This is a genomic window from Proteobacteria bacterium CG1_02_64_396 (assembly GCA_001872725.1).
GTDB lineage: Bacteria > Pseudomonadota > MNWR01 > CG1-02-64-396 > CG1-02-64-396 > CG1-02-64-396.
In genome coordinates, this window is sequence record MNWR01000020.1 from 19,922 (window position 1) to 41,885 (window position 21,964).

Below are 21,964 nucleotides of genomic sequence, written 5' to 3' on the forward strand. Positions count from 1 at the left end.
ATTACGTCCCCGTGCTGTCGCTGGGTGGTGGTACATCGGTGCTGGAGGCTTTGGCCAATTTGCGGCGGCGCAGCGAGGCAATTTTGGCCAGCGGCCCCGACAGGGCATACCCAAGCAAAATCGCAAACAACGCCACCTGGGGGATCATCGCCACCACGATCAATACCCCCACCACCTTGGCCAAAACCCCGAATTTCTCTTGGCTCTTCAGATCGACATCCTTGAACGACCTGAAGGGGATGCTGCTCACCATCAAAAAGGCCAGCAGGTAGATGAGCAGCATCATCGGGATCGAAAAGTAGGAGGGATCCCACCCCTGATCCTCATACAGCAAAACCAACGAGGCGATCACCCCCGCCGCAGCGGGAATAGGCAGCCCCTGAAAATACCGCTTGTCTTGATTGCCCGAATAGACGTTGAAACGGGCCAAGCGCAAGGCGCCCGCCACGGCAAACAAAAAGGCGGCAACCCACCCCGGCTGACCGAAGGGGACCAGCGACCAATGGTAAACCAACGCCGCCGGGGCGATCCCAAAGGCGACCATATCGGAGAGGCTGTCGTATTCGGCGCCAAACTCGCTGGTCGCCCCCAGCATCCGAGCGACCCGACCATCGAGGGCGTCAAAAACCGAGGCGAGCAAAATCGCCACCGCCGCCGAGAAAAACTGCCCGCTGGCGGCGTGGATGATCGCGTAGAAGCCGCAGAAGAGCCCCGCCGTGGTGAAAAGGTTCGGCAACACATAAACCGCCCGTCCCCGATGCCCTTTGCCCACCTTGACCTGCTCTTGCCCGTCGTCCGCCATGGTTGCTCCGCGCTTTAAGATTGCTTGGGAATACTGGCGATGATCGTCTGGCCCGCCGTCGTCTTCTCGCCCAGGGTCACGTTCACCGCCCAATCGGGGGGCAGGTACAGATCGACCCGGGATCCGAAGCGGATCAAGCCGTAACGCGATCCCATCTGCCACCTTGAACCGGCATCGGCCTTGTTGACGATGCGCCGAGCGATCAATCCCGCCACCTGCACCATCTCAATCTTGTCGCCCGCTTCGGATTCGAGAATCAAGCTGGAGCGCTCGTTTTCGGTGCTCGCCTTGTCCAGCGCGGCATTCACGAACTTGCCGGGGTGGTAGTGGTGCGCCTTGACCGTGCAGGCCAGCGGCATCCGATTGACGTGAACATTGAAGACGTTCATGAAGATCGAAACCAATTGCACCGGCTGGTCGAGGTGCAGCCCCCGCTCCAGCTGGACGATCCGCACGATCCGTCCATCGGCGGGACAGAGCACGATGTCGTCGCGGTCAGGGACCTGCCGGTCGGGATCACGGAAGAAGTAGAGCGCAAAAAGGGTCAGGGCTGCGAAGAGGATCCCAAGGGGGCACCAAACAAACCAGCCGACGACGGCGCCCGCAGCAAACAGGGCAATAAACGGAAAACCCTCCCGGGCAATGGGAGGGTGTTTGGGGTCGATCACGGTGACTCCTGGGATGGACGAAGGCCCCCCCGAAGGGATTCGGGGAGGCCGCCAGAATCAGTTGCGGCTCTGATCCACGATCTTGTTCTTGCCGATCCAGCTCATCATCGAGCGCAGCCGGCCCCCCACCTCTTCGATCTGATGTTCACGGCCAATGCGGCGCAGGCCGTGAAGCATGGGGCCACCAGCGCGGTTCTCAAGGATGAACTCCCTGGCGAACTGGCCGGTTTGGATCTCGGTGAGGATCCGCTTCATCTCGGCCTTGGTTTCGGCGGTGATGACGCGGGGGCCGCGGGTCAGATCGCCGTATTCGGCGGTGTTGGAGATCGAGTAGCGCATGTTGGCGATGCCGCCTTCGTACATCAGGTCGACGATCAGTTTGAGCTCATGCAGGCACTCGAAATAGGCCATCTCGGGGGCGTAGCCCGCCTCGACCAGGGTCTCGAAACCCGCCTGGACCAGCGCCGAGGCGCCGCCGCAGAGCACCGCCTGCTCGCCGAAGAGGTCGGTCTCGGTCTCTTCGCGGAAGGATGTTTCGATCACACCGGCGCGGCCGCCGCCGTTCGCCGAGGCGTACGACAGAGCGATCTCTTTAGCCTGGCCGCTGGCATCCTGGTGGATGGCAATCAAGGAGGGGACGCCGCCACCCTGGGTGTAGGTGTGGCGCACCAAGTGGCCAGGACCCTTGGGGGCAACCAAAAAGACGTCGAGGTCGGCACGGGGGATGATCTGGCCGAAATGCACGTTGAAGCCGTGGGCGAAGACCAGCGCCGCACCCTGCTTGAGGTTGGGCTCAATCACCTCGCGGTAGGTTGCCGCCTGATGCTCGTCGGGGATGAGGATCATCACCACGTCGGCGCCCGCCACCGCGTCGGCCACACTCTGGACGGTCAACCCTTCGGCCTCGGCCTTCGCCTTGGATTTAGAACCGGCGGGCAGACCGACGGTGACGTTTACCCCGGAGTCGCGCAGGTTCAGGGCGTGGGCATGGCCTTGGCTGCCGTAACCGACGATGGTCACCGCTTTAGCGCGGATCAGGTCGATATTGGCGTCAGCGTCGTAATAAACCTTCATGGGAGGGTGCTCCTGGTTCGATCAAACAGATGAAAAAAAACGAAAAATGGTGCCGGAAACGGACCCAAGATTAAACGACGGTCAAAACCTGCCGCGGGATCTCGATCCCCTGGTGGCCACGGGCCATGGCGATCTGCCCGGTGCGCACCACTTCGAGAATTCCGACCGGACGGACCAGCTCCAAAAAGGCGGCCAGCTTGCCCTCGTCACCGGTGACCTCAATGGTGTAGGCCCCCGCGGAGACATCGACGACCCGTCCCCGGAAGATCTCGGCCATGCGTAATACCTCGGCCCGGCTGTCGGCCTCGGCTTTGACCTTGACCAGCATCAGCTCGCGCTGCACGTGGTCGACCTCGGTCAGGTCGATGACCTTAATAACGTCGACCAGCTTGTTGAGCTGCTTGACGATCTGCTCGATCACCGGCTCGCTACCGCGCGAAACGATCGTCATACGGCTAACACCGGGATCGTCGGTGACGGCAACCGCCAACGACTCGATATTGTACCCTCGCCCGGCAAAAAGTCCCGACACACGGGCCAAAACGCCAAACTCGTTTTCAACCAGCACCGAAATCAGGTGGCGCATCGTTTCAAGCCCCTGTCTTCATCAAATCAGAATCATCTCTTTCAAAGCGGCGCCCGCCGGCACCATCGGGTAGACGTTCTCTTCCCGGTCGGTGATGAAATCCATAATCACAGGGCGGTCGCGGATTTCCAGCGCCTGCTTGATGACCGCATCGACCTCGGCAGGGGTGCGCGCCCGAAAGCCCGCCGCCCCATAGGCCTCGGCCAATTTCACGAAATCGGGCTGCACCGACATGTCCGATTCGGAATAGCGGTTACCGTAAAACAGCTCTTGCCACTGCCGCACCATGCCCAAATAGCTGTTGTTGAGGATGGCGATCTTCACTGGCAGGCGGTACTGCATCGCCGTGGCCAGTTCTTGGATGTTCATCTGGATCGAAGCCTCTCCGGCAATGTCGATCACGGTGGCCTCGGGATGGGCCACCTGCGCCCCCATGGCGGCAGGGAAGCCGTACCCCATCGTCCCCAGGCCGCCGCTGGTCATCCAGCGCCGGGGCTGCTCAAAACCGTAAAACTGAGCCGCCCACATCTGGTGTTGCCCCACCTCGGTGGTCACATAGGCCTGCCCGTTGGTCAGGGCGTGCAGCCGCTCGATCACGTATTGCGGCTTGATGGTGGTGTCGTTCTGGGTGTAGCTCAGGCATTTGCGCGCCCGCCACTCCTCGATCTCGGCCCACCACCCCTCAATGGCCTCGCGGTGTTCCACATCGAGATCGTGCCGGTCGATGTAGTCGAGCATGTCGGTCAACACCGCCTTCACATCGCCCACGATGGGCAGATCGACCCTAACATTTTTGCTGATCGAACTGGGGTCGATGTCGATGTGGATGATGTCGGCATCGGGGGCGAAGGCCTCGATTTTGCCGGTCACCCGGTCGTCGAAGCGGGCACCGATGGCAATGAGCAGATCGCACTGGCTCACCGCCATGTTGGCCTCGAAGGTGCCATGCATTCCGAGCATCCCCAAGAAGCTGGGATCGGAGGCGGGCACCGCTCCCAACCCCATCAAGGTTTGGGTGATCGGATACCCCAGGCGGCGCACCAATGCGGTCAACTCGTCGCAGGCGTTGGAGAGGATCACCCCGCCACCGGTGTAGAACAAAGGCCGTTTGGCCTTGGCGATCATCTTTGCCGCCCTGCGAATCTGCCCCGGATGCCCCTTCACCGTCGGGTTGTAGGAGCGCAGCCGGATTTCCTTCGGGTAATCGAACTCGGCCTTGTTGATGGTTACATCTTTGGGGATGTCGACCACCACCGGGCCGGGCCGACCACTCGCCGCCAGGTAGTAGGCCTTCTTGATCGTCATGGCCAGGTCTTCGGTCCGCTGCACCAAAAAGTTGTGTTTGGTGCAGGGGCGGGTGATTCCAACGATGTCGGCCTCTTGAAAGGCGTCGTTGCCGATCAACGCAGTGGGAACCTGCCCGGTGAAGACCACCAGGGGGATCGAATCCATGTAGGCGGTGGCGATACCGGTCACTGCATTGGTGGCGCCGGGCCCCGAGGTCACCAGGGCGGTGCCGACCTTGCCGGTGGAACGGGCGTAGCCGTCGGCGGCATGGACCGAGGCCTGCTCGTGACGACCCAACACATGCTTGAGCTGGTCGGCATGTTTATAGAGTTCGTCATAGATGTTGAGCACCGCGCCGCCCGGATAACCGAACAGGGTATCGACCCCCTCTTCGATCAAACTGCGGACGAAGATTTCTGCGCCACTGATCTTCACGGGTAACCGTTCCTCGTTCAGACCGGGAGATCCCGGCCGTCTCGACAAGACGACGGCGCCGGTCAAAAGCCGACGCCGGATATGGTTCAAATAGGCCCCAGGCGGCCGTAAGCCGGGTTTTGTCCCGACGCTTGCGCGCCGGTGGCATTCATTCATCTAGGGGCGCCGTTGCCGACGCCCTCATGCAGCCAACCCGGAGACAGGGCGGGCCACCCCGGTGTCTCCCTATTCGGCCTTGCTTCGGGTGGGGTTTACCGTGCCGACCTTGTCACCAAGATCGCGGTGCGCTCTTACCGCACCTTTTCACCCTTACCCGCTTGTGCGGGCGGTCTGTTTTCTGTGGCACTTTCCTTGGGGTTGCCCCCACTGGCCGTTAACCAGCACCCTGCCCTTTGAAGCCCGGACTTTCCTCTCGTCCCCCCTCGAAAGGGGGCAACCAGCGAATGCCTAGCCGCCTGGGGCCGCGAAGTTTGAACGTTGAGGGGGGCGGTGGCAACCAACCGCCCCCATGGTCAAAACTGCAACACCGAATGGACCGGTACCGGCACCCGACCGCGACCCTCAAGAAAAGTCAGCTCGGCCATGAAAGCGGCCTCGACGACCTCGGCGCCCAATTCGTTCACTAAGCGGCACACCGCCCCGACCGTTCCGCCGGTGGCGAGCACATCGTCGACCACCAGCACCCGGTCGCCCGGCTCCAGGGCGTCAGCGTGGATCTCCAGCACGTCGGTGCCGTATTCCAGGTCATAAGAGACCGAACGGGTATCTGCGGGCAACTTACCCGGCTTACGCACCAAAATCAGCCCCGCCCCCAGCTTGTAGGCCAAGGCGGCGCCGAAGATGAAGCCGCGCGCTTCGACCGCCACGATGCGGCGGATCTCTTGGCCCACATAGCGATCAGCCAGCGCGTCGATGGCCCGCTGGAACGAGGCGGGGTCGGCCAGCAGGGTGGTGATGTCTTTAAAGACAATCCCCGGTTTAGGAAAATCGGGGACATCGCGGATCGCATTTTTGAGTCGTTGCACCATGACGGGCTCCTGAAAACGGCGGAACAAAGGAATTAAGGCCTTGACACCCAGCGACGGGGATCGGTCGGCGTGACCCCCTCGCGCACTTCGAAATGAAGATGGGGCCCTGAGGCACGACCGGTTTCGCCAACCTGGGCGATGGTCTGCCCCTGGGTGACCTTGTCCCCCTTCTGCACCAGATTTTGCCGGTTGTGGGCATAGGCCGAAACGATATCGCCGGAATGTCGAACCAGAATCAAATTGCCGTAGCCGGTTAAACCGTCGCCGGAATAGATCACCTCGCCGTCGGCGACCGCCAGCACCGGGGTCCCCTCCTGCGCGGCAATGTCGAGTCCATCGTGTTTTTCGCGCCCCTTGCGGTCGAAGCCACGGATGATTGTGCCCCCCCCCCCCACCGGCCAGACCATCTGGGCCGCAGGGGTCATCCCGGTTTCACGGGTTGGGGCGGCAACGGCGGTCGTAGCGCTCGCCACGCCGTTGGTTGCCACGTGCGGGGCGACATGTGCGGCAGCGGCGACAGGAGCCCCCCCCCCAGCGGGCTTGCGCCCCAACCAGACCTCCTCACCCGGCTGAATTTGCCGCTGCAACGCCAGCTTTTGGCCAACATAAATGGTGTGGGGGGGCTGCATGCGGTTGCGGAAGATCAGGTAGTCGACCGAAACACCGAAACGTTGGGCGATGGAATAGAGGGTCTCCCCCTTGGCGACAACATGAACCGGGGGCAGGTCGCTGCGATAAGCGCCGTGTCCACATCCAGCCAGGATCAGGAGCAGGCTGAGTAGCCCCCCCCAAACCAGCCTCGATGTCGCCCCCGTTTGAATCCTCATCTCTACCCCAGCGACCTCACCCCTTTAAAAGCCACCACAACCCGAAAGCGACCGCCACCAGCGCCGTGGTGAGCCAGGCAATGTTGCGCTCCAACCAATGTTGCAACGGCTCGCCCCCCCAGCGGATCAACCCCGCCACCAGGAAAAACCGCATGCCCCGCGCTGGAATCGATACCGCCGTCAGCAACCATAACGGAATCTGAAATAATCCGGCGGCAATGGTGAAGACCTTGTAGGGGATGGGGGTGAACCCAGCTGCAAAGATGATCCAGGCGGCATAAGCCTCGAACCACGCCCCCACCTGATCAAACTTCGTCTCCAGGTGGTACAGGGCCAAGATGGGGCGGGCCAGCGCCTCAAAAGCGAAGGCACCAATCAACCAGCCGAGCACCCCTCCGATCACCGAACCCAGGGTGGTGATCCAGGCGTAGCGCCACGCTTTGTTGGGCTGAGCCAGTGTCATGGGGGCCAGCAGGGTATCGGGAGGAATCGGAAAGAATGAGGATTCGGCCACCGCTACGCCGAACAGGTAACGGCTCGCGTGAGGATGGGCGCTCCAACGCAATGCCGCCCGGTAAGCCCGTTGCATCACTCTTCACCCCCCAACGCCACACCGCCGAGCATGGGAACAAATAAACAGGGCAAAAAATGTTCGTGTTTTAAACCCTGCCCCGTGCGTGTCACCCGCACCACGGTTTGCTCCCCTCCGCCCACCGGCATCACCAACCGCCCACCGGGGGCCAATTGATCCAGCAATGCTTGGGGAATTTCAGGGGCCGCCGCGGCCGTAACAATGGCGTCGAAAGGGGCTGCATCGGGCCAACCCAGGTAACCATCCCCCACCATAAAATGGATGGTATGGGCCTGATCGCCAAGGATGGCACCGAGGTTGCGCGCCGCCCGTTCCAGCAACAGTTCGATCCGCTCGATGGTGTAAACCTGCTCGGCCAGTTGGCGCAGTACCGCAGTCTGATAGCCACAGCCGGTGCCGATCTCAAGCACCCGTTCCCCCCCCTGCAATTCCAAAAGCTGACACATCGTCGCCACCATGTAGGGCTGGGAGATCGTCTGGCGAAACCCAATGGGCAGGGCCGAATCTTGATACGCCCGGGAAGCCAGCGCCTCCTCGACAAAACGGTGCCGGGGGATGCGCCCCATTGCGGCCAACACCCGCTGATCCTTGATGTCGCGACCGCGCAGTTGCTCCTCCACCATCCGGCGACGGCGCCGGGCATGGAGGTCGCCCCCCCCGTTCATGACGGCTCCCGCACTCATGATCCGAAGACCCCCCAGTGGCCCAACGCCTGCGCCGACTGATCGTGGGTCAGGTTCATGTGCAGTGGGGTCACCGACACAAACCCTTCGCGTAGCGCCGCCCGGTCGGTCCCCTCCTCCACCGGATCGTCCTCGCTCACCCCGCCAATCCAGTAATAACGGCGTCCGCGCGGGTCGAGGTTCATCACTGCAGACTCGCCATAGGTCCGTTTTCCCTGCCGGGTCAAACGCACCCCCCGGACCAGTTCGAGCGGCAAATTAGGGACATTGAGGTTGAGCAGGGTGTCGGCCGGCAGGCTGTGAACCAAGACATCGCGGGCCAGCCGCAGCGCGTATTCGGCGGCGGTAGAAAAGATTTGATCTTGGCGGGAAGCGATGGAGACAGCGATGGAAGGGATGCCGAACAGGGTTCCCTCCATGGCTGCGGCGACGGTTCCAGAATAGGTGATGTCGTCGGCAACGTTGGCGCCATGGTTGATCCCCGAGACCACCAGGACGGGACGGGCGTCCAACAGACCGGTTAGGGCTAGGTTGATACAATCTGTGGGGGTGCCGTCGACCGAAAAACGGCCGGGAGCGATCTCTTCGACCCGCAGGGGGCGGTGCAACGACAGAGAATGGCCTGCACCGCTGCGTTCGCGGTCGGGAGCGACCACGACCACTCGGCGCCCCAAAGCCGCCAACCCCTCGGCCAACGCCTCCAAACCAGCCGCGCGAATGCCATCGTCGTTGGAGACCAGGATCAAGAGGACACCTCCGTCCCGAGGGGGGACAAAAAAAAAGCCGCCCGAGGGCGGCTTGGTCTTTCGGAAATGGTCGGGGCGAGAGGATTTGAACCTCCGACCACTTGCACCCCATGCAAGTGCGCTACCAGGCTGCGCTACGCCCCGTCACTTCCCGAAAGGGCGCGGATCCTAAGAATCCGGCGCCGTCTCGTCAACCCCGTTGTTGGGGCTGGTCCAGCAGGGCGAGGATCGCCTTGAGTTCATCCCGGATTTCACGCAGCACCGGACGCATATCGTTGCTTACGTGGGGGGGCTCAATCGGCTGAATCGTCTCTTCAAGAGGCTCACCTCCGTCGCGCAAACGCTGAATCTCTTGCTGCGCACCCCGGATGGTGAATTTGCGGTCGTACAGCAGACTGCGGATTTGCAAAATGTTGACGATGTCTTCTTTGCGGTAGAAACGACGGTTGCCCGAACGCTTGGTGGGGCTGATGACGTCGAACTCCGACTCCCAGTAGCGCAGCACATGAGGCTCCACCCCACAGATGTCGCTGACCTCCCGGATCGAGAAGAACAGCTTGTCCGGAAGCTCAGGAACCGCGATGGGGTAGGCGATGGCTTTGTTTTCCTGCGCCACGTGGCCCTCCTTCATTGGCCGACAGTCGGCCCTTCAAGGGGAGAAACACCATTCATTCGTCATTGAGCCGGGTGCGTAAAATCTGGCTGGGACGGAAGACCAATACCTTGCGCGGAGGAATCTCGATCTCCACACCAGTCTTGGGATTGCGCCCCACCCTCGAACCCTTACGCCGCACCGTAAAGTTGCCGAATTGCGAGATTTTTACCGTCTCACCCCGTGCAACCGTCTCCCGCACGCAATCGAGCACATGCTCCACCACCGCAGCGGTGTCTTTTTTGGGCAGACCAACACGCTCAAAAACCGCGTCGACGATTTCTGCCTTGGTCATCGTATTGCCTGCCGGATCAATCTCGTTGTTCATCCTCTACTCCACTTAAACGTTAGAAGATTCTGAACTTTAACGATATTTACATGAGCGCGTCAACGTAGAAACCGTTATCTCAGACCTGCCTCAAAGCGAACTTCAAGCCGTTTCAACACCTTGTCGACCATTTGATCGACCTCTTCCGAAGCCAAAGTCCGGTCGGAGGCCTGGAATGTCAATCTTAAACCCAGGCTGATACGTTCGGCGCCGGGATTGGGCTCGAAGCGGTCAAACACCTCGGCATGACGGATCAGCGCCGAACTTTTTGCCGCCTCTGTTAAAAGCGCCGAGGCGGGAATCGACCGCGACACCCACAAAGCCAGATCGCGGCGCATCATAGGCTGATCGGAGGGAATATCGAGTTTTCGACTTGAAGATTGAACTGCGGCAATCGCTTTGGCGTCGAGCTCGAACCCGTACAACTCGCCACCCTCCCATATCTGCGACAACCGCGGATGAATCTGCCCCATCCAACCAATGCGCACATTCCCGGCTTCGATCCAACCACTGCGCCCGGGATGAAGGAACGGGGGCAACGCCTCTGTCGTCAGGGTTATGGCCTCGATGCCAAGCCGCTGCAACACCCCCTCCACCCACCCCTTCAAATCGAAAAAGTCGACCGCTCGGCTGCCCGACCAATGGCGGAGAGCGCCGCAAAACACCCCCCCCAACGCCAAATGCTCCTCGTCGGCCTTAAAGACATGACCCGACTCCACCAACCGCAAGTTTTCTTGCTGACGTGCTCGGTTGAATGCCACCGTCCGAGCCAAACCAGGCAGCAAGGAGCCACGCATGCAGGGACGATCAGCCTGGATTGGATTGCTCAACAACACCGGCTCTTCACTGGGGGCGGCAAAAGCAGCCCAGTCGTCTCGGGCCAGGAAGGGGAAGGTAATGACCTCAATCCCCCCCACCGCCAGCGCCGCTTCGGTCAAATGGGACTCGAAGTGGCGAATGGTCGTGGTTGGATTCATGGGACGTTGGGGCAGTTTGTTGGGGATGCTATCCAGTCCAACAATCCGCGCCACCTCTTCGGCCAGATCCTGAAAAAGGCTCCAGTCGGGGCGATGCCCGGGAGGAATCACGCTTATGCCCCCCTCTCGCTGCGTCACAACACCACCGAGACGAGCCAGCAGGGCGATCACCTCGTTGTCGGGTACCGACATCCCCAGAAGTTTAGCCAAACGGTCGAAATCGAGGTCGATGGTCGGACGGCGCCCAGCGCCCAAGTCCACCTGGGACCAACCCATCAGTTGCCCGTCCGCATGATCTTGCAGAAGTGAAACCGCACGGCAAAGGGCTTGATTTACAGCGTCGGGATCGACCCCCCGTTCAAAGCGGTGGGAGGAATCGCTGCCCAGTCCGTAGCGTCGAGCCGTGGGCCCAACGCGATTGGGGGCAAACCAAGCCGCCTCTAATAGGATTTCTTGGGTCTGGTCGGATACGGCGCTACCAGCGCCCCCCATCACCCCGGCCAACGCAATGGCTCCCTGGGCATCCGCAACAACCAAATCATCGCGGGTCAGTGTCACCTCCCGGTCGTTCAGCGCCTCGAAGCGCTCCCCCTCTTTGGCCGCACGAACCGTCACGTCTCCAGAAACCAGGGCGGAATCGAAAGCATGAAGTGGCTGGCCCAGCTCCCACATCACATAGTTGGTGACGTCGACCAGGATGTTGCGCGGGCGAAGTCCCACCGCCTCCAGGCGCCGAATCAACCACTGCGGAGAGGGACCGTTGCGAACCTTCAACCGGGCCAATGCATACCGGCGACATCCAGCCACATCCTCGATCTTCAGAGCAGGAACCGCAGTCCCATCCGGCGAAGGCAGTTCAGCAATAGCAGGCCCCTTGAGTTCTCGCCCACTCAAAGCGCCGATCTCCCGGGCCACCCCCCTCACACTCAGACAATCGCCACGATTGGGGGTAAGTTCAATTTCAATCACCGGATCGTCCAATCCGAGTAATTGAGCCATGGGGGTTCCCGGTACCGCCTGCGCGGACAATCTCAGCAATCCATCCTCGGTTACCGGAGGCAACCCCAGCTCGGTCGCGGAGCACAACATGCCGGGCGATACGATGCCGCGAATCTTGCCCTTCTTGATTTTTAACCCGTTGGGCAGGGTGGCGCCGACCTGTGCCAGGGGGACATTCATTCCCACCGCGACATTGGGGGCGCCGCAAACGATCTCAAGCGGCTCGGCAGCGCCGAAATTCACCGTCACCAAACGAAGCCGGTCAGCGTCGGGATGGGGGCGCACCGCTTCGACGTGGGCAACAACCACCCCCTCCAACCCAAGGCTACGATCCTCAATGGCGGCAACCTCAAGCCCCGCAGCGGTGAGCCGTGCGGAAAAGGTCGGCAAGTCCCACTGGGGATCAATCCACTCCTGCAACCATGAAAGAGAAAAACGCATAGCCCTTACCGCCAGTTGCTCAAGTAGCGGACATCTCCATCGAAGAAGCGCCGCAAATCGTCGGCCCCCTCGGCCAACATGGTCAGACGTTCGACCCCAATGCCGAAGGCAAACCCCTGATGCCGATCGGGATCAAGTCCACACGACCGAAACACATTCGGATGGACCATCCCGCAACCCAGGATCTCGATCCACCCGGTGTTCTTGCAAACCCGACACCCCTTTCCATCGCACAACACACAGCCGATATCGACCTCGGCCGACGGCTCTGTGAAGGGAAAAAAGGAGGGGCGGAATCGCACAGGAAGGTTTTCCCGCTCGAAAAAAGCAGCAAGGAACGCAGAAAGTGTCCCTTTGAGATCGGCAAACGAGATCCCTTCATCGATCAAGAAGCCCTCGACCTGATGAAACATCGGGGTGTGGGTAACATCGGAATCGCAGCGAAACACCCGGCCCGGGGCCACTATCGCCAGGGGGGGCTGGCGACTTTCCATCACCCGAATTTGAACGGGACTGGTATGGGTGCGCAGCACCCGCCCGTCGGGGAGGTAGAAGGTGTCGTGCATATCCCGAGCGGGGTGGTGCTCGGGAATGTTCAGGTGGGTGAAGTTGTAGTCCTGCTCTTCGATTTCAGGTCCGGTTGCAACCTCAAAACCGCACGACTGAAAGATGTCGAGTATGCGATCAAGCTGACGGCGAATGGGGTGGCGTATCGCCTCGCTACCACCGCGCCCAGGCAGGAAGATATCCACCCGGTCGGCTTGCAATTTGGCATTGAGCGCCTGAGCACCAAGGAGCTCATGCCGCAAAGCCAGCGACTGCTCGAAAGCGGTGATGGCGTCGCCAATGGCTTTGCCTACCGCAGGGCGTTGTTCGTGGGAAAGGTCCCCCAACATGCGGCGCAGGCCGGTCAAGATCCCTTTTTTACCAGCGTATTGAACCCGAACCTCATCCAAGGCCTGAAGGGTCTGCACCAGCTCGACGGCCTGCAATGACTCGCTTTTTGCCGTATCAATCTGCCTGATGATGTCATCCATCACCACTACCTCACACCCGCACAAAAAAAAAGGGAGAGGCGATCCTCTCCCTTCATTGGGGGCACCGGGCGGCCAGAAAACCGACCCCGCCGGATACGCCTATCGTTTAGTGGCGAACCTGCTCCACCAACCGCCCAAAATCAGCAGGCTGACGAATCGCCATATCGGACAAAACCTTACGGTCCAGCTCAACACCGGCCTTCTTCAGGTTATTCATGAAGACCGAATAGCTCATACCGTGCAGACGGGCCGCCGCGTTGATGCGGACGATCCAAAGACGACGGAAATCGCGCTTACGGTTGCGCCGGTCCCGGTATTGATAGGCTAAGGCACGCTCAACGAATTCGTTGGCAATGCGGAAGCAGTTCTTCTTCCGGCCACGGAACCCTTTGGCGAGCTTGAGGATTTTTTTGTGCCGCGCCTTAGCGGTCACGCCACCTTTTACACGAGCCATCTTTTGTTACCTCTTCCGACTACGGCCTACCCGCAAGGGGAGGCCACAAATAATCAAACGAAGGGGAGCAGCCGCTTGAGCGACTTCTCGTCGTTAGCAGACGCCACCTCGGTCCCACGGGAGTTCCGCTTGGTCTTGCGGCTCTTTTTCGTGAGGATGTGGTTATGAAAGGCGCTGGAGTACTTGTAATGGCCGTTGGCGGTCTTCTTAAAACGCTTGGCCGCGCCACGGTTGGTTTTCATCTTCGGCATTTCAATAACTCCTCAATCTACCTCGACCCCAAGGTCGCTACCCCCACCCAGGGAGCAAAAACCCCACCTCTCGGGTGGGGCAAGCTGAATGCAAGTCATGTCGGTTCTTACTTTTTGGCGCGAGCGGCCATAACCATCACGAGCTGACGGCCCTCCATCTTGGGATGCTGTTCCACCACCCCAATCTCAAGAAGATCGGCCTCAATACGCTGCAATACCTTGGCTCCAAGCTCAACGTGGGCCATTTCACGTCCACGAAAACGCAACGTAAATTTGACTTTGTCGCCGTCTTCCAAGAAACGCAGCGCCGACCGAAGCTTAACCTGATAGTCGTGCTCGTCGGTTTTGGGGCGAAGCTTGATCTCTTTAACCTGAATGATCTTCTGGCGCTTTCGCGCCTCATTCATTTTTTTGGCCTGTTCATACTTGAACCGACCAAAATCCATCAAACGACAGACGGGCGGGTCGGCTTGCGCCGCAACCTCGACCAAGTCCAACCCACGCTCTTGCGCGATCGCCAGTGCCTCACGAGGAGTTAGAACCCCTAACTGCTCTCCATCATCGGCAATAACCCGAATACGATATGCCCGGATCTCTTCGTTAACCCGGACCTCTTTTTCTTTCGAGATGGCGAATCCTCCCCTTCAAGAGCCTCAATCAGACGTTGCACCCAAGGATGGCGCACTACCTTCGCGATTCCACCACACCAACAACTCGTCGACGGTCATAGTACCGATGTTTTCGCCCGCGAGCCGCACGGAAACAGTGTTTTCGTCAACCTCGCGATCCCCAACAACCAGCATAACAGGCACCCGGACGAGCGAGTGGCCGCGGATCTTATAGCCCACTTTTTCGTTCCGCAAGTCGACATCAACCCGAATCCCAGCGCGGCCCAAGCGAGCTGCTACCGCCTGGGCATGTTCATCGGCCCTGCTCGTCACAGTTAGAACCATGGCCTGCAGTGGCGCCAACCATAGAGGCAAGTGCCCTGCGTAGTGCTCGATCAAAATCCCGATAAACCGCTCCAATGAACCCAGGATCGCCCGATGAAGCATCACGGGAGTCTTGCGCACTCCGTCGGAGTCCACATAGGAGGCATCCAACCGACCCGGCATTGAAAAATCGACCTGAATCGTCCCACACTGCCATACCCGTCCCAGGCAGTCTTTTAAGGAAAATTCAACCTTGGGACCATAAAAAGCCCCCTCACCCGGATTGAGCTGGAAGGCCAACCCTTTGTCTTCTAAAGCCAGCTGCAAAGCGGTTTCGGCCTTATCCCAAAGCGCATCATCCCCGATGCGGTTTTCGGGGCGGGTCGATAGCTTGAGCAAGATGTCCTCAAAACCAAAGGCCCGATACACCTGAACGACCAATTCGATGAACTGCCCCACTTCATCCTGAATCTGCTCTTCGGTGCAAAAAATATGAGCGTCGTCCTGCACGAAATTGCGCAGTCTCATCAAGCCATGGAGCGTCCCTGAAGGCTCGTTTCGGTGGCAAGAGCCGAACTCGGCCAATCGCAACGGAAGGTCGTGGTGGCTGCGAATCCCTTGATTGAAGATTTGGATGTGGCACGGGCAATTCATGGGCTTGACCGCGTAGTCGCGATTTTCAGCTGCGGTCGTGAACATTTCGTCCCTGAACTTGCCCCAATGCCCGGAACGTTCCCACAGGCTACGATCCACCAGCTGAGGGGTACGCACCTCTTTGTAACCATGATCTCTCATGACATCGCGAACGAACCCCTCGACTTGCCGATAGAGGGTCCAGCCGCGGTCATGCCAGAAGATCATCCCAGGCGCCTCTTCCTGAATATGAAAAAGGTCCATCTCCCTGGCTAGGCGGCGATGGTCCCGTTTTTCCGCCTCCTCCAATCGATGTAAATACCCTTTCAAATCCTTTTCAGACGCCCAACCGGTCCCATAGATACGGGTCAACATCCTGTTTCGCGAATCGCCACGCCAGTACGCTCCCGCGACCTTCAACAACTTAAAAGCCGTCAGCACCCCGGTGCGCGGTGCGTGAGGCCCTCTACAGAGATCAAGAAACTCGCCTTGTCGGTACAACGAGATCACCTGGCCCTGAGGAATAGCCCCGATGATTTCGGCCTTGTAGTGCTCGCCCATTCCAAGAAACAAGCGGACTGCGTCGTCACGATCCATCTGTACCCGATGAATCGCTTTATCTCGAAGGGCGATCTGGTGCATGCGCTCTTCGATCTTTTCTAGATCCCCCTCCGTAAAAGGTCTGACATAATCGAAGTCGTAATAGAAGCCATTTTCGATCACGGGACCGATGGTAACTTGCGCCTCGGGGTAAAGCTCCTTGACGGCCTCCGCCAAAAGGTGACTCATCGAATGACGAAGAATTTCAACCCCTTCACTGTCCCGAGCCGTCAAAATCCGAACGCGATCTCCGTCGTGCAATTCGGCAGTTAAATCGAGAAAAGCCCCATTTACGACAAGAGCAAGCGCGGCCTTGGCCAGCCCCGGTCCGATACTTGCAGCCAAATCCACACCAGTAGATCCGGTGGGCAATTGTCGCTGCGACTGATCGGGGAGGATGATGGAAATCGAGGATGCCACTGTCCTTGCCCTCTAGTGATTCACGCCGGACCGTACGGGGGCTCCACTCAAACGCTGGAGCAGAAAAAAAGAAGGAGCACCCATGGGTGCTCCTTCTTTTGGAGTTGGTAGGCACGGGCGGTTTCGAACCGCCGACCTCTACCGTGTCAAGGTAGCGCTCTCCCACTGAGCTACGCGCCTGCAGATCCCAAGACAACCTCTCTCGGGGCGGGGAACTCTACGAATCGGCAGCCGCTTGTCAACGCCGAAACTCAAAATGAAAACGGCGGCCATAAGCCGCCGTTTTTGCACATACTGGTGGGCGAAACAGGGTTCGAACCTGTGACCCCCGGCTTGTAAGGCCGGTGCTCTCCCGGCTGAGCTATTCGCCCTTGGCAGCCCTATGCCGACCAACGGATCAGCCGTTCAGGCGATCCTTCAAACCCTTACCCTGCTTGAAGCGAACCGACTTGCTCGATTCAATTTGAATCTTGTCGCCGGTCGCAGGATTCCGGCCCTCCCGAGCTGCGCGCTCGGTCACTGAAAACGTCCCAAAACCAACTAGGTGGACCGATCCGCCCTGAGCCAACGCCTCTTCCACAGAGGCCACCACTGCATCAACCGCGCGACCGGCCTCGGCTTTCGTCATCCCAGCCTTTTCAGCCACGCGCTCAATTAACTGGCTTTTGTTCATTACTCCCCCCTTGGGTATAAGTTGATATTGAGAACGCACGGGGGCGGTCCCCGTACCCCATCGTGCTCGTCAATCAGTGCGGCAATACCACCCCTGCCGTTTGGGCTTTTTCTTCGTTTTTTGCCGGGCCGTCAAGCGTTTTTTCCTCGTCATTGCTGGAAACATCCATCCTTGGCTGCGGCAACCCAAGAAGAGCCAAGGACAAGACCTCATCCATGGAGCCAACCGGCACAACCTCTAGGCTTTCTAGAATTTCTGCCGGCACCTCCCTTAAATCTTTAGCGTTTTCATTCGGAATCATCACTTTGGCGATACCGCCACGCATTGCCGCCAATAACTTTTCTTTAAGACCACCAATCGGCAGAGCCCTGCCCCGAAGCGTTATTTCGCCAGTCATGGCGATCTCTCGACGCACGGGAATCCGAGTCAAAGCCGAAACAATTGCGGTCGCCATGGCCAATCCCGCTGAGGGGCCGTCTTTTGGAATCGCTCCCTCTGGCACGTGGATATGAATGTCGATTTTCTGGTGGAACCCCTCTTCCAAGCCCAGATGATGCGCACGTGATCGCACGTAGCTCATTGCTGCTTGGATGGATTCCTGCATAACGTCACCCAGCTTTCCGGTTATGGTCATGCGCCCCTTACCCGGTAACACCACCGCCTCAATAGTAAGGAGCTCGCCCCCCACTTCTGTCCATGCTAGTCCCGTCACCACACCAATTTGATCGTCTTCTTCTGCGACCCCAAACCTAAATTTCTCTATGCCGAGAAATTTCTCAAGGTTTTGATCCGTCACCCGAACGGGAACAATTTCGGGAGTTTCTGCAACGGTCCTTGCGACCTTGCGACATATGGTTGCAATTTCCCGCTCCAGATTGCGAACCCCAGCCTCACGGGTATACAAACGAATCACATTCAACAGCGCTGCATCCGAGAGGGACATTTGATCCGGCTTCAAGCCATGCTCTTTAGCGCTTTTGGGTATCAAATAGCGGCGGGCAATCTGTGCTTTCTCAACCTCCGTGTACCCTGACAGCCGAATGATTTCCATCCGATCCATCAGGGGCCGGGGGATACTGAGGCTGTTTGCAGTTGCAATAAACATGACCTCCGACAGATCAAACTCAACCTCAAGATAATGATCGACAAACTCTTTATTCTGCTCTGGATCCAGAACTTCCAACATGGCACTGCTTGGATCCCCTCGGAAGTCTGCCCCCATCTTGTCAATCTCATCCAACAGAATCATGGGGTTTTTCGTTTGAACCTTCTTGATCGATTGAACGAGTTTTCCCGGCAGGGCACCAATGTAGGTACGGCGATGGCCGCGGATCTCGGCCTCGTCGCGAACCCCTCCAAGGGACAATCGAATAAACTTCCTGTTCGTCGCCCTGGCAATAGATCTGGCTAGGCTTGACTTGCCTACACCTGGAGGTCCCACCAAGCACAGGATGGGGCCGCGCATGTTTTTGACCAATTTCAAGACCGCAAGGTACTCGATGATCCGTTCCTTCACCTTTTCTAAGCCAAAATGATCGTCGTCTAGAATTTGTGCGGCCTCTTTTAGATCAATTCGCGTCCTGCTGCGCTTTTTCCACGGCATACTCACCAACCAATCCACATAATTGCGGACCACAGTTGCCTCAGCACTCATAGGCGACATCATCTTGAGTTTTTTTAGTTCTGACCGTGCTTTATCCTCGGCATCTCGCGGCATTCTGGCTGCATTGATCTTCTGCTCAAGCTCCCCCAATTCTTGCCGAACATCATCGTCCCCGAGTTCCTTTTGAATGGCCTTCATCTGCTCATTCAAGTAGTATTCACGCTGGGATTTTTCCATTTGACGTTTAACGCGGGATCGAATCCTACGCTCAACTTGAAGCACCTCGATCTCCCCTTCCATGATGGAGAGAAGGCGCTCTAAACGCCCTGAAACCACATCAATTTCAAGTAACTCCTGCTTACCCTCTACCCTCAAATTAAGGTGTGCCGCTACCGTATCTGCCAACCGCGCCGGATCCTCAATGGCACCCACGGTCATTAAAATTTCGGGGGGGATTTTCTTATTCAGTTTGACATATTGCTCGAACTCAGCAACGACTGAACGCATAAGAGCTTCTAACTCTCTATCGTCTTCGCCGCTACTTTCAAACATAGAAACAACGGCATCAAAACAATCGATCTGCTCCCGAATTTGACTGATCTGGACGCGCTCTTCCCCTTCGACAAGCACCTTCACAGTGCCATCAGGAAGCTTTAGAAGGTTCAGAATATTCCCAAGCGTTCCAACCGAATATAGATCTTCGGCTAAAGGATCATCCAAAGAGGGATCCTTCTGTGCCACAAGCAAGATCTGTTTGGTCCTCTGCATGGCCGCCTCTAAAGCAGCAATACTCTTCGGTCGCCCCACAAAGAGGGGGACGATCATATGAGGAAAAACGACGATATCGCGTAGGGGCAACAGCGGAATCCCTTCATCGCCTCCGGCTGAGTCTTTTGGAAAAACATTTATCGTTGACATATGCACCTCTAGGTTGCGCTACTGGACGGTGCCTTTTAGATAAGGCCTCTTCATGCAGCATCAAGAGGTCACGATGCGCTCGCCATGTCTTGAACCAAGATCAAAAGCGGCTCCGCCCCCTCTTCGATGACTTCACGATTGATAAGCGCTTCTCGCACGTCTGTTCGGGATGGGACCGCATACATCAAGTCGAGCATGACCTCTTCCATGATCGCCCGAAGCCCGCGCGCTCCGGTCCTCCTGGACATTGCCTTGCGGGCAACTGCTCGAACCGCATCATCTGTGAACTTCAACTCAACCCCTTCAATTTCAAAGAGTTTTTGGTATTGCTTGATTAAGGCGTTCTTTGGTTTTGTTAAAATCTCAACCATGGTCTCTTCTGTGAGACTGTCGAGCGTCGCAACCATCGGAAGACGCCCAACCAATTCCGGTATGAGTCCAAATTTCAAAAGATCGTCAGGTTCTACATCTGAAAAATAATCCAGCGCCGCATCGTCCGTGTCTTTATTCGATATTTCAGCGGAGAAACCCATTCCACCTGGTTTTTGCCGCCGTTGAATGATTTTTTCTAGTCCTGAAAACGCTCCGCCACAAATAAACAGAATATTCTCGGTGTTTATTTGTATAAACTCCTGGGCTGGATGTTTGCGCCCACCTTGCGGCGGCACAGCTGCAACGGTTCCCTCAATCAATTTTAATAGTGCCTGCTGCACCCCTTCTCCCGACACATCGCGGGTAATCGACGGGTTATCGCTTTTCCTTCCTATCTTGTCGATTTCATCAATATACACGATTCCTTGCTCAGCCTTGTGAACATCGAATTCGCAAGACTGAAGCAATTTAAGCAAGATATTCTCGACATCTTCACCAACATAACCGGCTTCAGTTAAGGTCGTTGCATCGGCAATCGTAAAGGGAACGTTTAACAATCTCGCCAAGGTTTGGGCTAACAACGTTTTACCCGAACCTGACGGCCCAACAAGGAGGATATTACTTTTTGCCAACTCGACATCGTCCATGACCCCACCAAAGCGAATTCGCTTGTAATGATTATGGACGGCAACGGCAAGAATTTTTCTTGCGCGTTCTTGGCCAATAACATACTGGCCGAGGTAGTCATATATATCTTTGGGGGGGGGGATTTCTTCGGAGTGATCAATCAGATCCTTTTTGCGTTCGTCCTTTAAAATCTGGTTACACAAGTCGACACATTCATTGCAGATACGCACAGTCGACCCGGCAACCATGCGCTCCACTTCCTGCGTGGTTTTACCACAAAAACTGCAATATTGAGTTGTTTGATTATTATTAGATGACATGCATTAAGACCTTTGCATACTTCTTTAATACTATTTTTCAGGATATTCCAGATTTTCTCGATGGGTTAAAACCGAATCTACCAGACCATACTCCACTGCTTCGTTGGCATCCAAGAAGTAGTCCCTCTCTGTATCGCGTTCGATCCGTTTGAGTGACTGCCCGGTTCTCTCACTCAACGTCTTGTTGAGTTTATCTTTTATTTTAAGGATTTCTCGGGCATGAATTTGAATATCGGTTGCTTGCCCCTGGAATCCGCCAAGGGGCTGGTGGATCATGACCCGACTGTTTGGCAATGCCGCTCGTTTTCCCTTGGCGCCAGCAGCCAGCAAAAATGCCCCCATTGAGGCGGCCTGACCGACACATAATGTGGCAACATCAGGACGAATAAACTGCATCGTATCGAAGATCGCCAGGCCCGCCGTTACAACACCCCCAGGACTATTGATATACAGATAAATATCTTTCTTGGGGTTATCCGCTTCCAAAAAAAGAAGCTGTGCAACAACGAGATTGGCGGTTTGGTCGTTAATCGGGCCCACCAAGAAAATAATACGCTCCTTAAGCAAACGAGAATAGATATCGAACGCCCGTTCACCTCTGTGGGTCTGCTCCACAACCATTGGAACAAGTCCAAGCGCGTGCTCAGCAATCATTACGACCTCTTTTTGGGGGTATATCTATAATCTTCAATGCTGTTGCTGGGGTGGACCCCACTCCTTGGACAGTTTGGGGGCGAAAATTTGTAAACGGTTAGTGGCGGTGGGTGGTTCCGCCGTGGGTTTGATGGACCTGTTCTGGGGTCTTGCCGCCGAGGGCACTGTGGGGGCGCTCGGTGTTGTAAAACCGGAAGTAGCGGTCGAGCCCCTGGTGCAGCGCCACCCCATCGGCATGGTCGTACAGGTAGATCTCTTCGTACTTCACCGTGCGCCACAAACGTTCGATGAAGACGTTGTCCAGCGCCCGGCCCCGTCCGTCCATGCTGATGAGAATCTGTTGTT

22 protein-coding genes, 3 tRNA genes, 1 other RNA gene and 1 pseudogene are annotated in these 21,964 nt (G+C 57.6%); all 27 read right to left on the bottom strand.

Annotated elements, in window-relative coordinates; all coding sequences use genetic code 11:
- Position 1: 1 nt before the first annotated feature.
- The 27 genes and pseudogenes from AUJ55_02350 to AUJ55_02480 all read right to left on the bottom strand — a co-directional run bounded on the left by AUJ55_02350 (position 2) and on the right by AUJ55_02480 (position 21,964).
- Positions 2 to 802 (bottom strand): CDP-diacylglycerol--serine O-phosphatidyltransferase, encoded by an 801-nt coding sequence (locus AUJ55_02350; protein ID OIO60148.1) that lies wholly within the window; start codon positions 800 to 802, stop codon positions 2 to 4.
- A 14-nt stretch (positions 803 to 816) separates the two neighbouring features.
- Positions 817 to 1,467, bottom strand: a complete 651-nt coding sequence (locus tag AUJ55_02355; GenBank protein OIO60168.1) for a phosphatidylserine decarboxylase — start codon at positions 1,465 to 1,467, stop codon at positions 817 to 819.
- A gap of 60 nt (positions 1,468 to 1,527) precedes the next feature.
- A complete protein-coding gene (locus AUJ55_02360; protein OIO60149.1) occupies positions 1,528 to 2,544 on the bottom strand; it encodes a ketol-acid reductoisomerase in 1,017 nt (338 codons plus the stop codon).
- Between the two features lie 70 nt (positions 2,545 to 2,614).
- Positions 2,615 to 3,130 (bottom strand): acetolactate synthase small subunit, encoded by a 516-nt coding sequence (locus AUJ55_02365; GenBank protein ID OIO60150.1) that lies wholly within the window; start codon positions 3,128 to 3,130, stop codon positions 2,615 to 2,617.
- A 21-nt stretch (positions 3,131 to 3,151) separates the two neighbouring features.
- Positions 3,152 to 4,852 (bottom strand): acetolactate synthase, large subunit, biosynthetic type, encoded by a 1,701-nt coding sequence (locus tag AUJ55_02370; protein ID OIO60151.1) that lies wholly within the window; start codon positions 4,850 to 4,852, stop codon positions 3,152 to 3,154.
- A gap of 93 nt (positions 4,853 to 4,945) precedes the next feature.
- Positions 4,946 to 5,311, bottom strand: an RNA gene (gene rnpB / locus AUJ55_02375) — RNase P RNA component class A.
- A 53-nt stretch (positions 5,312 to 5,364) separates the two neighbouring features.
- The gene (locus tag AUJ55_02380; GenBank protein ID OIO60152.1) at positions 5,365 to 5,880 is read right to left on the bottom strand and encodes an adenine phosphoribosyltransferase; all 516 of its coding nucleotides are present in this window, start codon (positions 5,878 to 5,880) and stop codon (positions 5,365 to 5,367) included.
- 32 nt (positions 5,881 to 5,912) lie between these two features.
- Complete coding sequence (locus AUJ55_02385; GenBank protein ID OIO60153.1) at positions 5,913 to 6,707, bottom strand: hypothetical protein; 795 nt, start codon at positions 6,705 to 6,707, stop codon at positions 5,913 to 5,915.
- Between the two features lie 16 nt (positions 6,708 to 6,723).
- Positions 6,724 to 7,296: a hypothetical protein gene (locus AUJ55_02390; GenBank protein OIO60154.1), complete on the bottom strand. Its 573-nt coding sequence runs from the start codon at positions 7,294 to 7,296 to the stop codon at positions 6,724 to 6,726.
- A complete protein-coding gene (locus AUJ55_02395; GenBank protein ID OIO60155.1) occupies positions 7,296 to 7,964 on the bottom strand; it encodes a protein-L-isoaspartate O-methyltransferase in 669 nt (222 codons plus the stop codon). The genes AUJ55_02390 and AUJ55_02395 overlap by 1 nt, the downstream gene beginning before the upstream one ends.
- A gap of 14 nt (positions 7,965 to 7,978) precedes the next feature.
- Positions 7,979 to 8,728, bottom strand: coding sequence for a 5'/3'-nucleotidase SurE (locus AUJ55_02400; GenBank protein OIO60156.1), 750 nt, complete (start codon positions 8,726 to 8,728; stop codon positions 7,979 to 7,981).
- Positions 8,729 to 8,795: 67 nt separating this feature from the next.
- A tRNA-Pro gene (locus AUJ55_02405) sits at positions 8,796 to 8,872 on the bottom strand.
- Between the two features lie 46 nt (positions 8,873 to 8,918).
- Positions 8,919 to 9,344 carry a hypothetical protein gene (locus AUJ55_02410; GenBank protein OIO60157.1) on the bottom strand — a complete coding sequence of 142 codons (426 nt, stop codon included), beginning with the start codon at positions 9,342 to 9,344 and terminating at the stop codon, positions 8,919 to 8,921.
- A 52-nt stretch (positions 9,345 to 9,396) separates the two neighbouring features.
- Positions 9,397 to 9,708: an integration host factor subunit alpha gene (locus AUJ55_02415; GenBank protein ID OIO60158.1), complete on the bottom strand. Its 312-nt coding sequence runs from the start codon at positions 9,706 to 9,708 to the stop codon at positions 9,397 to 9,399.
- A 74-nt stretch (positions 9,709 to 9,782) separates the two neighbouring features.
- On the bottom strand, positions 9,783 to 12,125 hold the full coding sequence (locus AUJ55_02420; GenBank protein ID OIO60159.1) for a phenylalanine--tRNA ligase subunit beta: 2,343 nt from the start codon (positions 12,123 to 12,125) through the stop codon (positions 9,783 to 9,785).
- Positions 12,126 to 12,130: 5 nt separating this feature from the next.
- Positions 12,131 to 13,162, bottom strand: a complete 1,032-nt coding sequence (locus AUJ55_02425; GenBank protein OIO60160.1) for a phenylalanine--tRNA ligase subunit alpha — start codon at positions 13,160 to 13,162, stop codon at positions 12,131 to 12,133.
- 106 nt (positions 13,163 to 13,268) lie between these two features.
- The gene (locus AUJ55_02430; protein ID OIO60161.1) at positions 13,269 to 13,616 is read right to left on the bottom strand and encodes a 50S ribosomal protein L20; all 348 of its coding nucleotides are present in this window, start codon (positions 13,614 to 13,616) and stop codon (positions 13,269 to 13,271) included.
- Between the two features lie 53 nt (positions 13,617 to 13,669).
- On the bottom strand, positions 13,670 to 13,867 hold the full coding sequence (locus AUJ55_02435) for a 50S ribosomal protein L35 (GenBank protein OIO60162.1): 198 nt from the start codon (positions 13,865 to 13,867) through the stop codon (positions 13,670 to 13,672).
- A gap of 107 nt (positions 13,868 to 13,974) precedes the next feature.
- On the bottom strand, positions 13,975 to 14,445 hold the full coding sequence (locus AUJ55_02440) for a translation initiation factor IF-3 (GenBank protein OIO60163.1): 471 nt from the start codon (positions 14,443 to 14,445) through the stop codon (positions 13,975 to 13,977).
- A 75-nt stretch (positions 14,446 to 14,520) separates the two neighbouring features.
- Positions 14,521 to 16,440 carry a threonine--tRNA ligase gene (locus AUJ55_02445; GenBank protein OIO60169.1) on the bottom strand — a complete coding sequence of 640 codons (1,920 nt, stop codon included), beginning with the start codon at positions 16,438 to 16,440 and terminating at the stop codon, positions 14,521 to 14,523.
- Between the two features lie 117 nt (positions 16,441 to 16,557).
- Positions 16,558 to 16,632, bottom strand: a tRNA-Val gene (locus AUJ55_02450).
- A 115-nt stretch (positions 16,633 to 16,747) separates the two neighbouring features.
- Positions 16,748 to 16,823: transfer RNA gene (locus AUJ55_02455), tRNA-Val, on the bottom strand.
- Positions 16,824 to 16,849: 26 nt separating this feature from the next.
- Positions 16,850 to 17,125, bottom strand: a complete 276-nt coding sequence (locus AUJ55_02460; protein OIO60164.1) for a hypothetical protein — start codon at positions 17,123 to 17,125, stop codon at positions 16,850 to 16,852.
- Positions 17,126 to 17,198: 73 nt separating this feature from the next.
- Positions 17,199 to 19,646, bottom strand: a complete 2,448-nt coding sequence (locus tag AUJ55_02465) for an endopeptidase La (GenBank protein OIO60165.1) — start codon at positions 19,644 to 19,646, stop codon at positions 17,199 to 17,201.
- 68 nt (positions 19,647 to 19,714) lie between these two features.
- Complete coding sequence (locus AUJ55_02470; protein ID OIO60166.1) at positions 19,715 to 20,965, bottom strand: ATP-dependent protease ATP-binding subunit ClpX; 1,251 nt, start codon at positions 20,963 to 20,965, stop codon at positions 19,715 to 19,717.
- A gap of 30 nt (positions 20,966 to 20,995) precedes the next feature.
- Positions 20,996 to 21,619: an ATP-dependent Clp endopeptidase, proteolytic subunit ClpP gene (locus tag AUJ55_02475; protein ID OIO60167.1), complete on the bottom strand. Its 624-nt coding sequence runs from the start codon at positions 21,617 to 21,619 to the stop codon at positions 20,996 to 20,998.
- Between the two features lie 97 nt (positions 21,620 to 21,716).
- A pseudogene (locus AUJ55_02480) lies at positions 21,717 to 21,964 on the bottom strand (hypothetical protein).

Coding starts and splice junctions, on each gene's coding strand:
- AUJ55_02350 (OIO60148.1), bottom strand. CDS start 802: ATGGCGGACGACGGGCAAGAGCAGGTCAAGGTGGGCAAAGGGCATCGG.
- AUJ55_02360 (OIO60149.1), bottom strand. CDS start 2,544: ATGAAGGTTTATTACGACGCTGACGCCAATATCGACCTGATCCGCGCT.
- AUJ55_02365 (OIO60150.1), bottom strand. CDS start 3,130: ATGCGCCACCTGATTTCGGTGCTGGTTGAAAACGAGTTTGGCGTTTTG.
- AUJ55_02380 (OIO60152.1), bottom strand. CDS start 5,880: ATGGTGCAACGACTCAAAAATGCGATCCGCGATGTCCCCGATTTTCCT.
- AUJ55_02385 (OIO60153.1), bottom strand. CDS start 6,707: ATGAGGATTCAAACGGGGGCGACATCGAGGCTGGTTTGGGGGGGGCTA.
- AUJ55_02390 (OIO60154.1), bottom strand. CDS start 7,296: ATGCAACGGGCTTACCGGGCGGCATTGCGTTGGAGCGCCCATCCTCAC.
- AUJ55_02395 (OIO60155.1), bottom strand. CDS start 7,964: ATGAACGGGGGGGGCGACCTCCATGCCCGGCGCCGTCGCCGGATGGTG.
- AUJ55_02415 (OIO60158.1), bottom strand. CDS start 9,708: ATGAACAACGAGATTGATCCGGCAGGCAATACGATGACCAAGGCAGAA.
- AUJ55_02420 (OIO60159.1), bottom strand. CDS start 12,125: ATGCGTTTTTCTCTTTCATGGTTGCAGGAGTGGATTGATCCCCAGTGG.
- AUJ55_02425 (OIO60160.1), bottom strand. CDS start 13,162: ATGGATGACATCATCAGGCAGATTGATACGGCAAAAAGCGAGTCATTG.
- AUJ55_02430 (OIO60161.1), bottom strand. CDS start 13,616: ATGGCTCGTGTAAAAGGTGGCGTGACCGCTAAGGCGCGGCACAAAAAA.
- AUJ55_02435 (OIO60162.1), bottom strand. CDS start 13,867: ATGCCGAAGATGAAAACCAACCGTGGCGCGGCCAAGCGTTTTAAGAAG.
- AUJ55_02460 (OIO60164.1), bottom strand. CDS start 17,125: ATGAACAAAAGCCAGTTAATTGAGCGCGTGGCTGAAAAGGCTGGGATG.
- AUJ55_02465 (OIO60165.1), bottom strand. CDS start 19,646: ATGTCAACGATAAATGTTTTTCCAAAAGACTCAGCCGGAGGCGATGAA.
- AUJ55_02470 (OIO60166.1), bottom strand. CDS start 20,965: ATGTCATCTAATAATAATCAAACAACTCAATATTGCAGTTTTTGTGGT.
- AUJ55_02475 (OIO60167.1), bottom strand. CDS start 21,619: ATGATTGCTGAGCACGCGCTTGGACTTGTTCCAATGGTTGTGGAGCAG.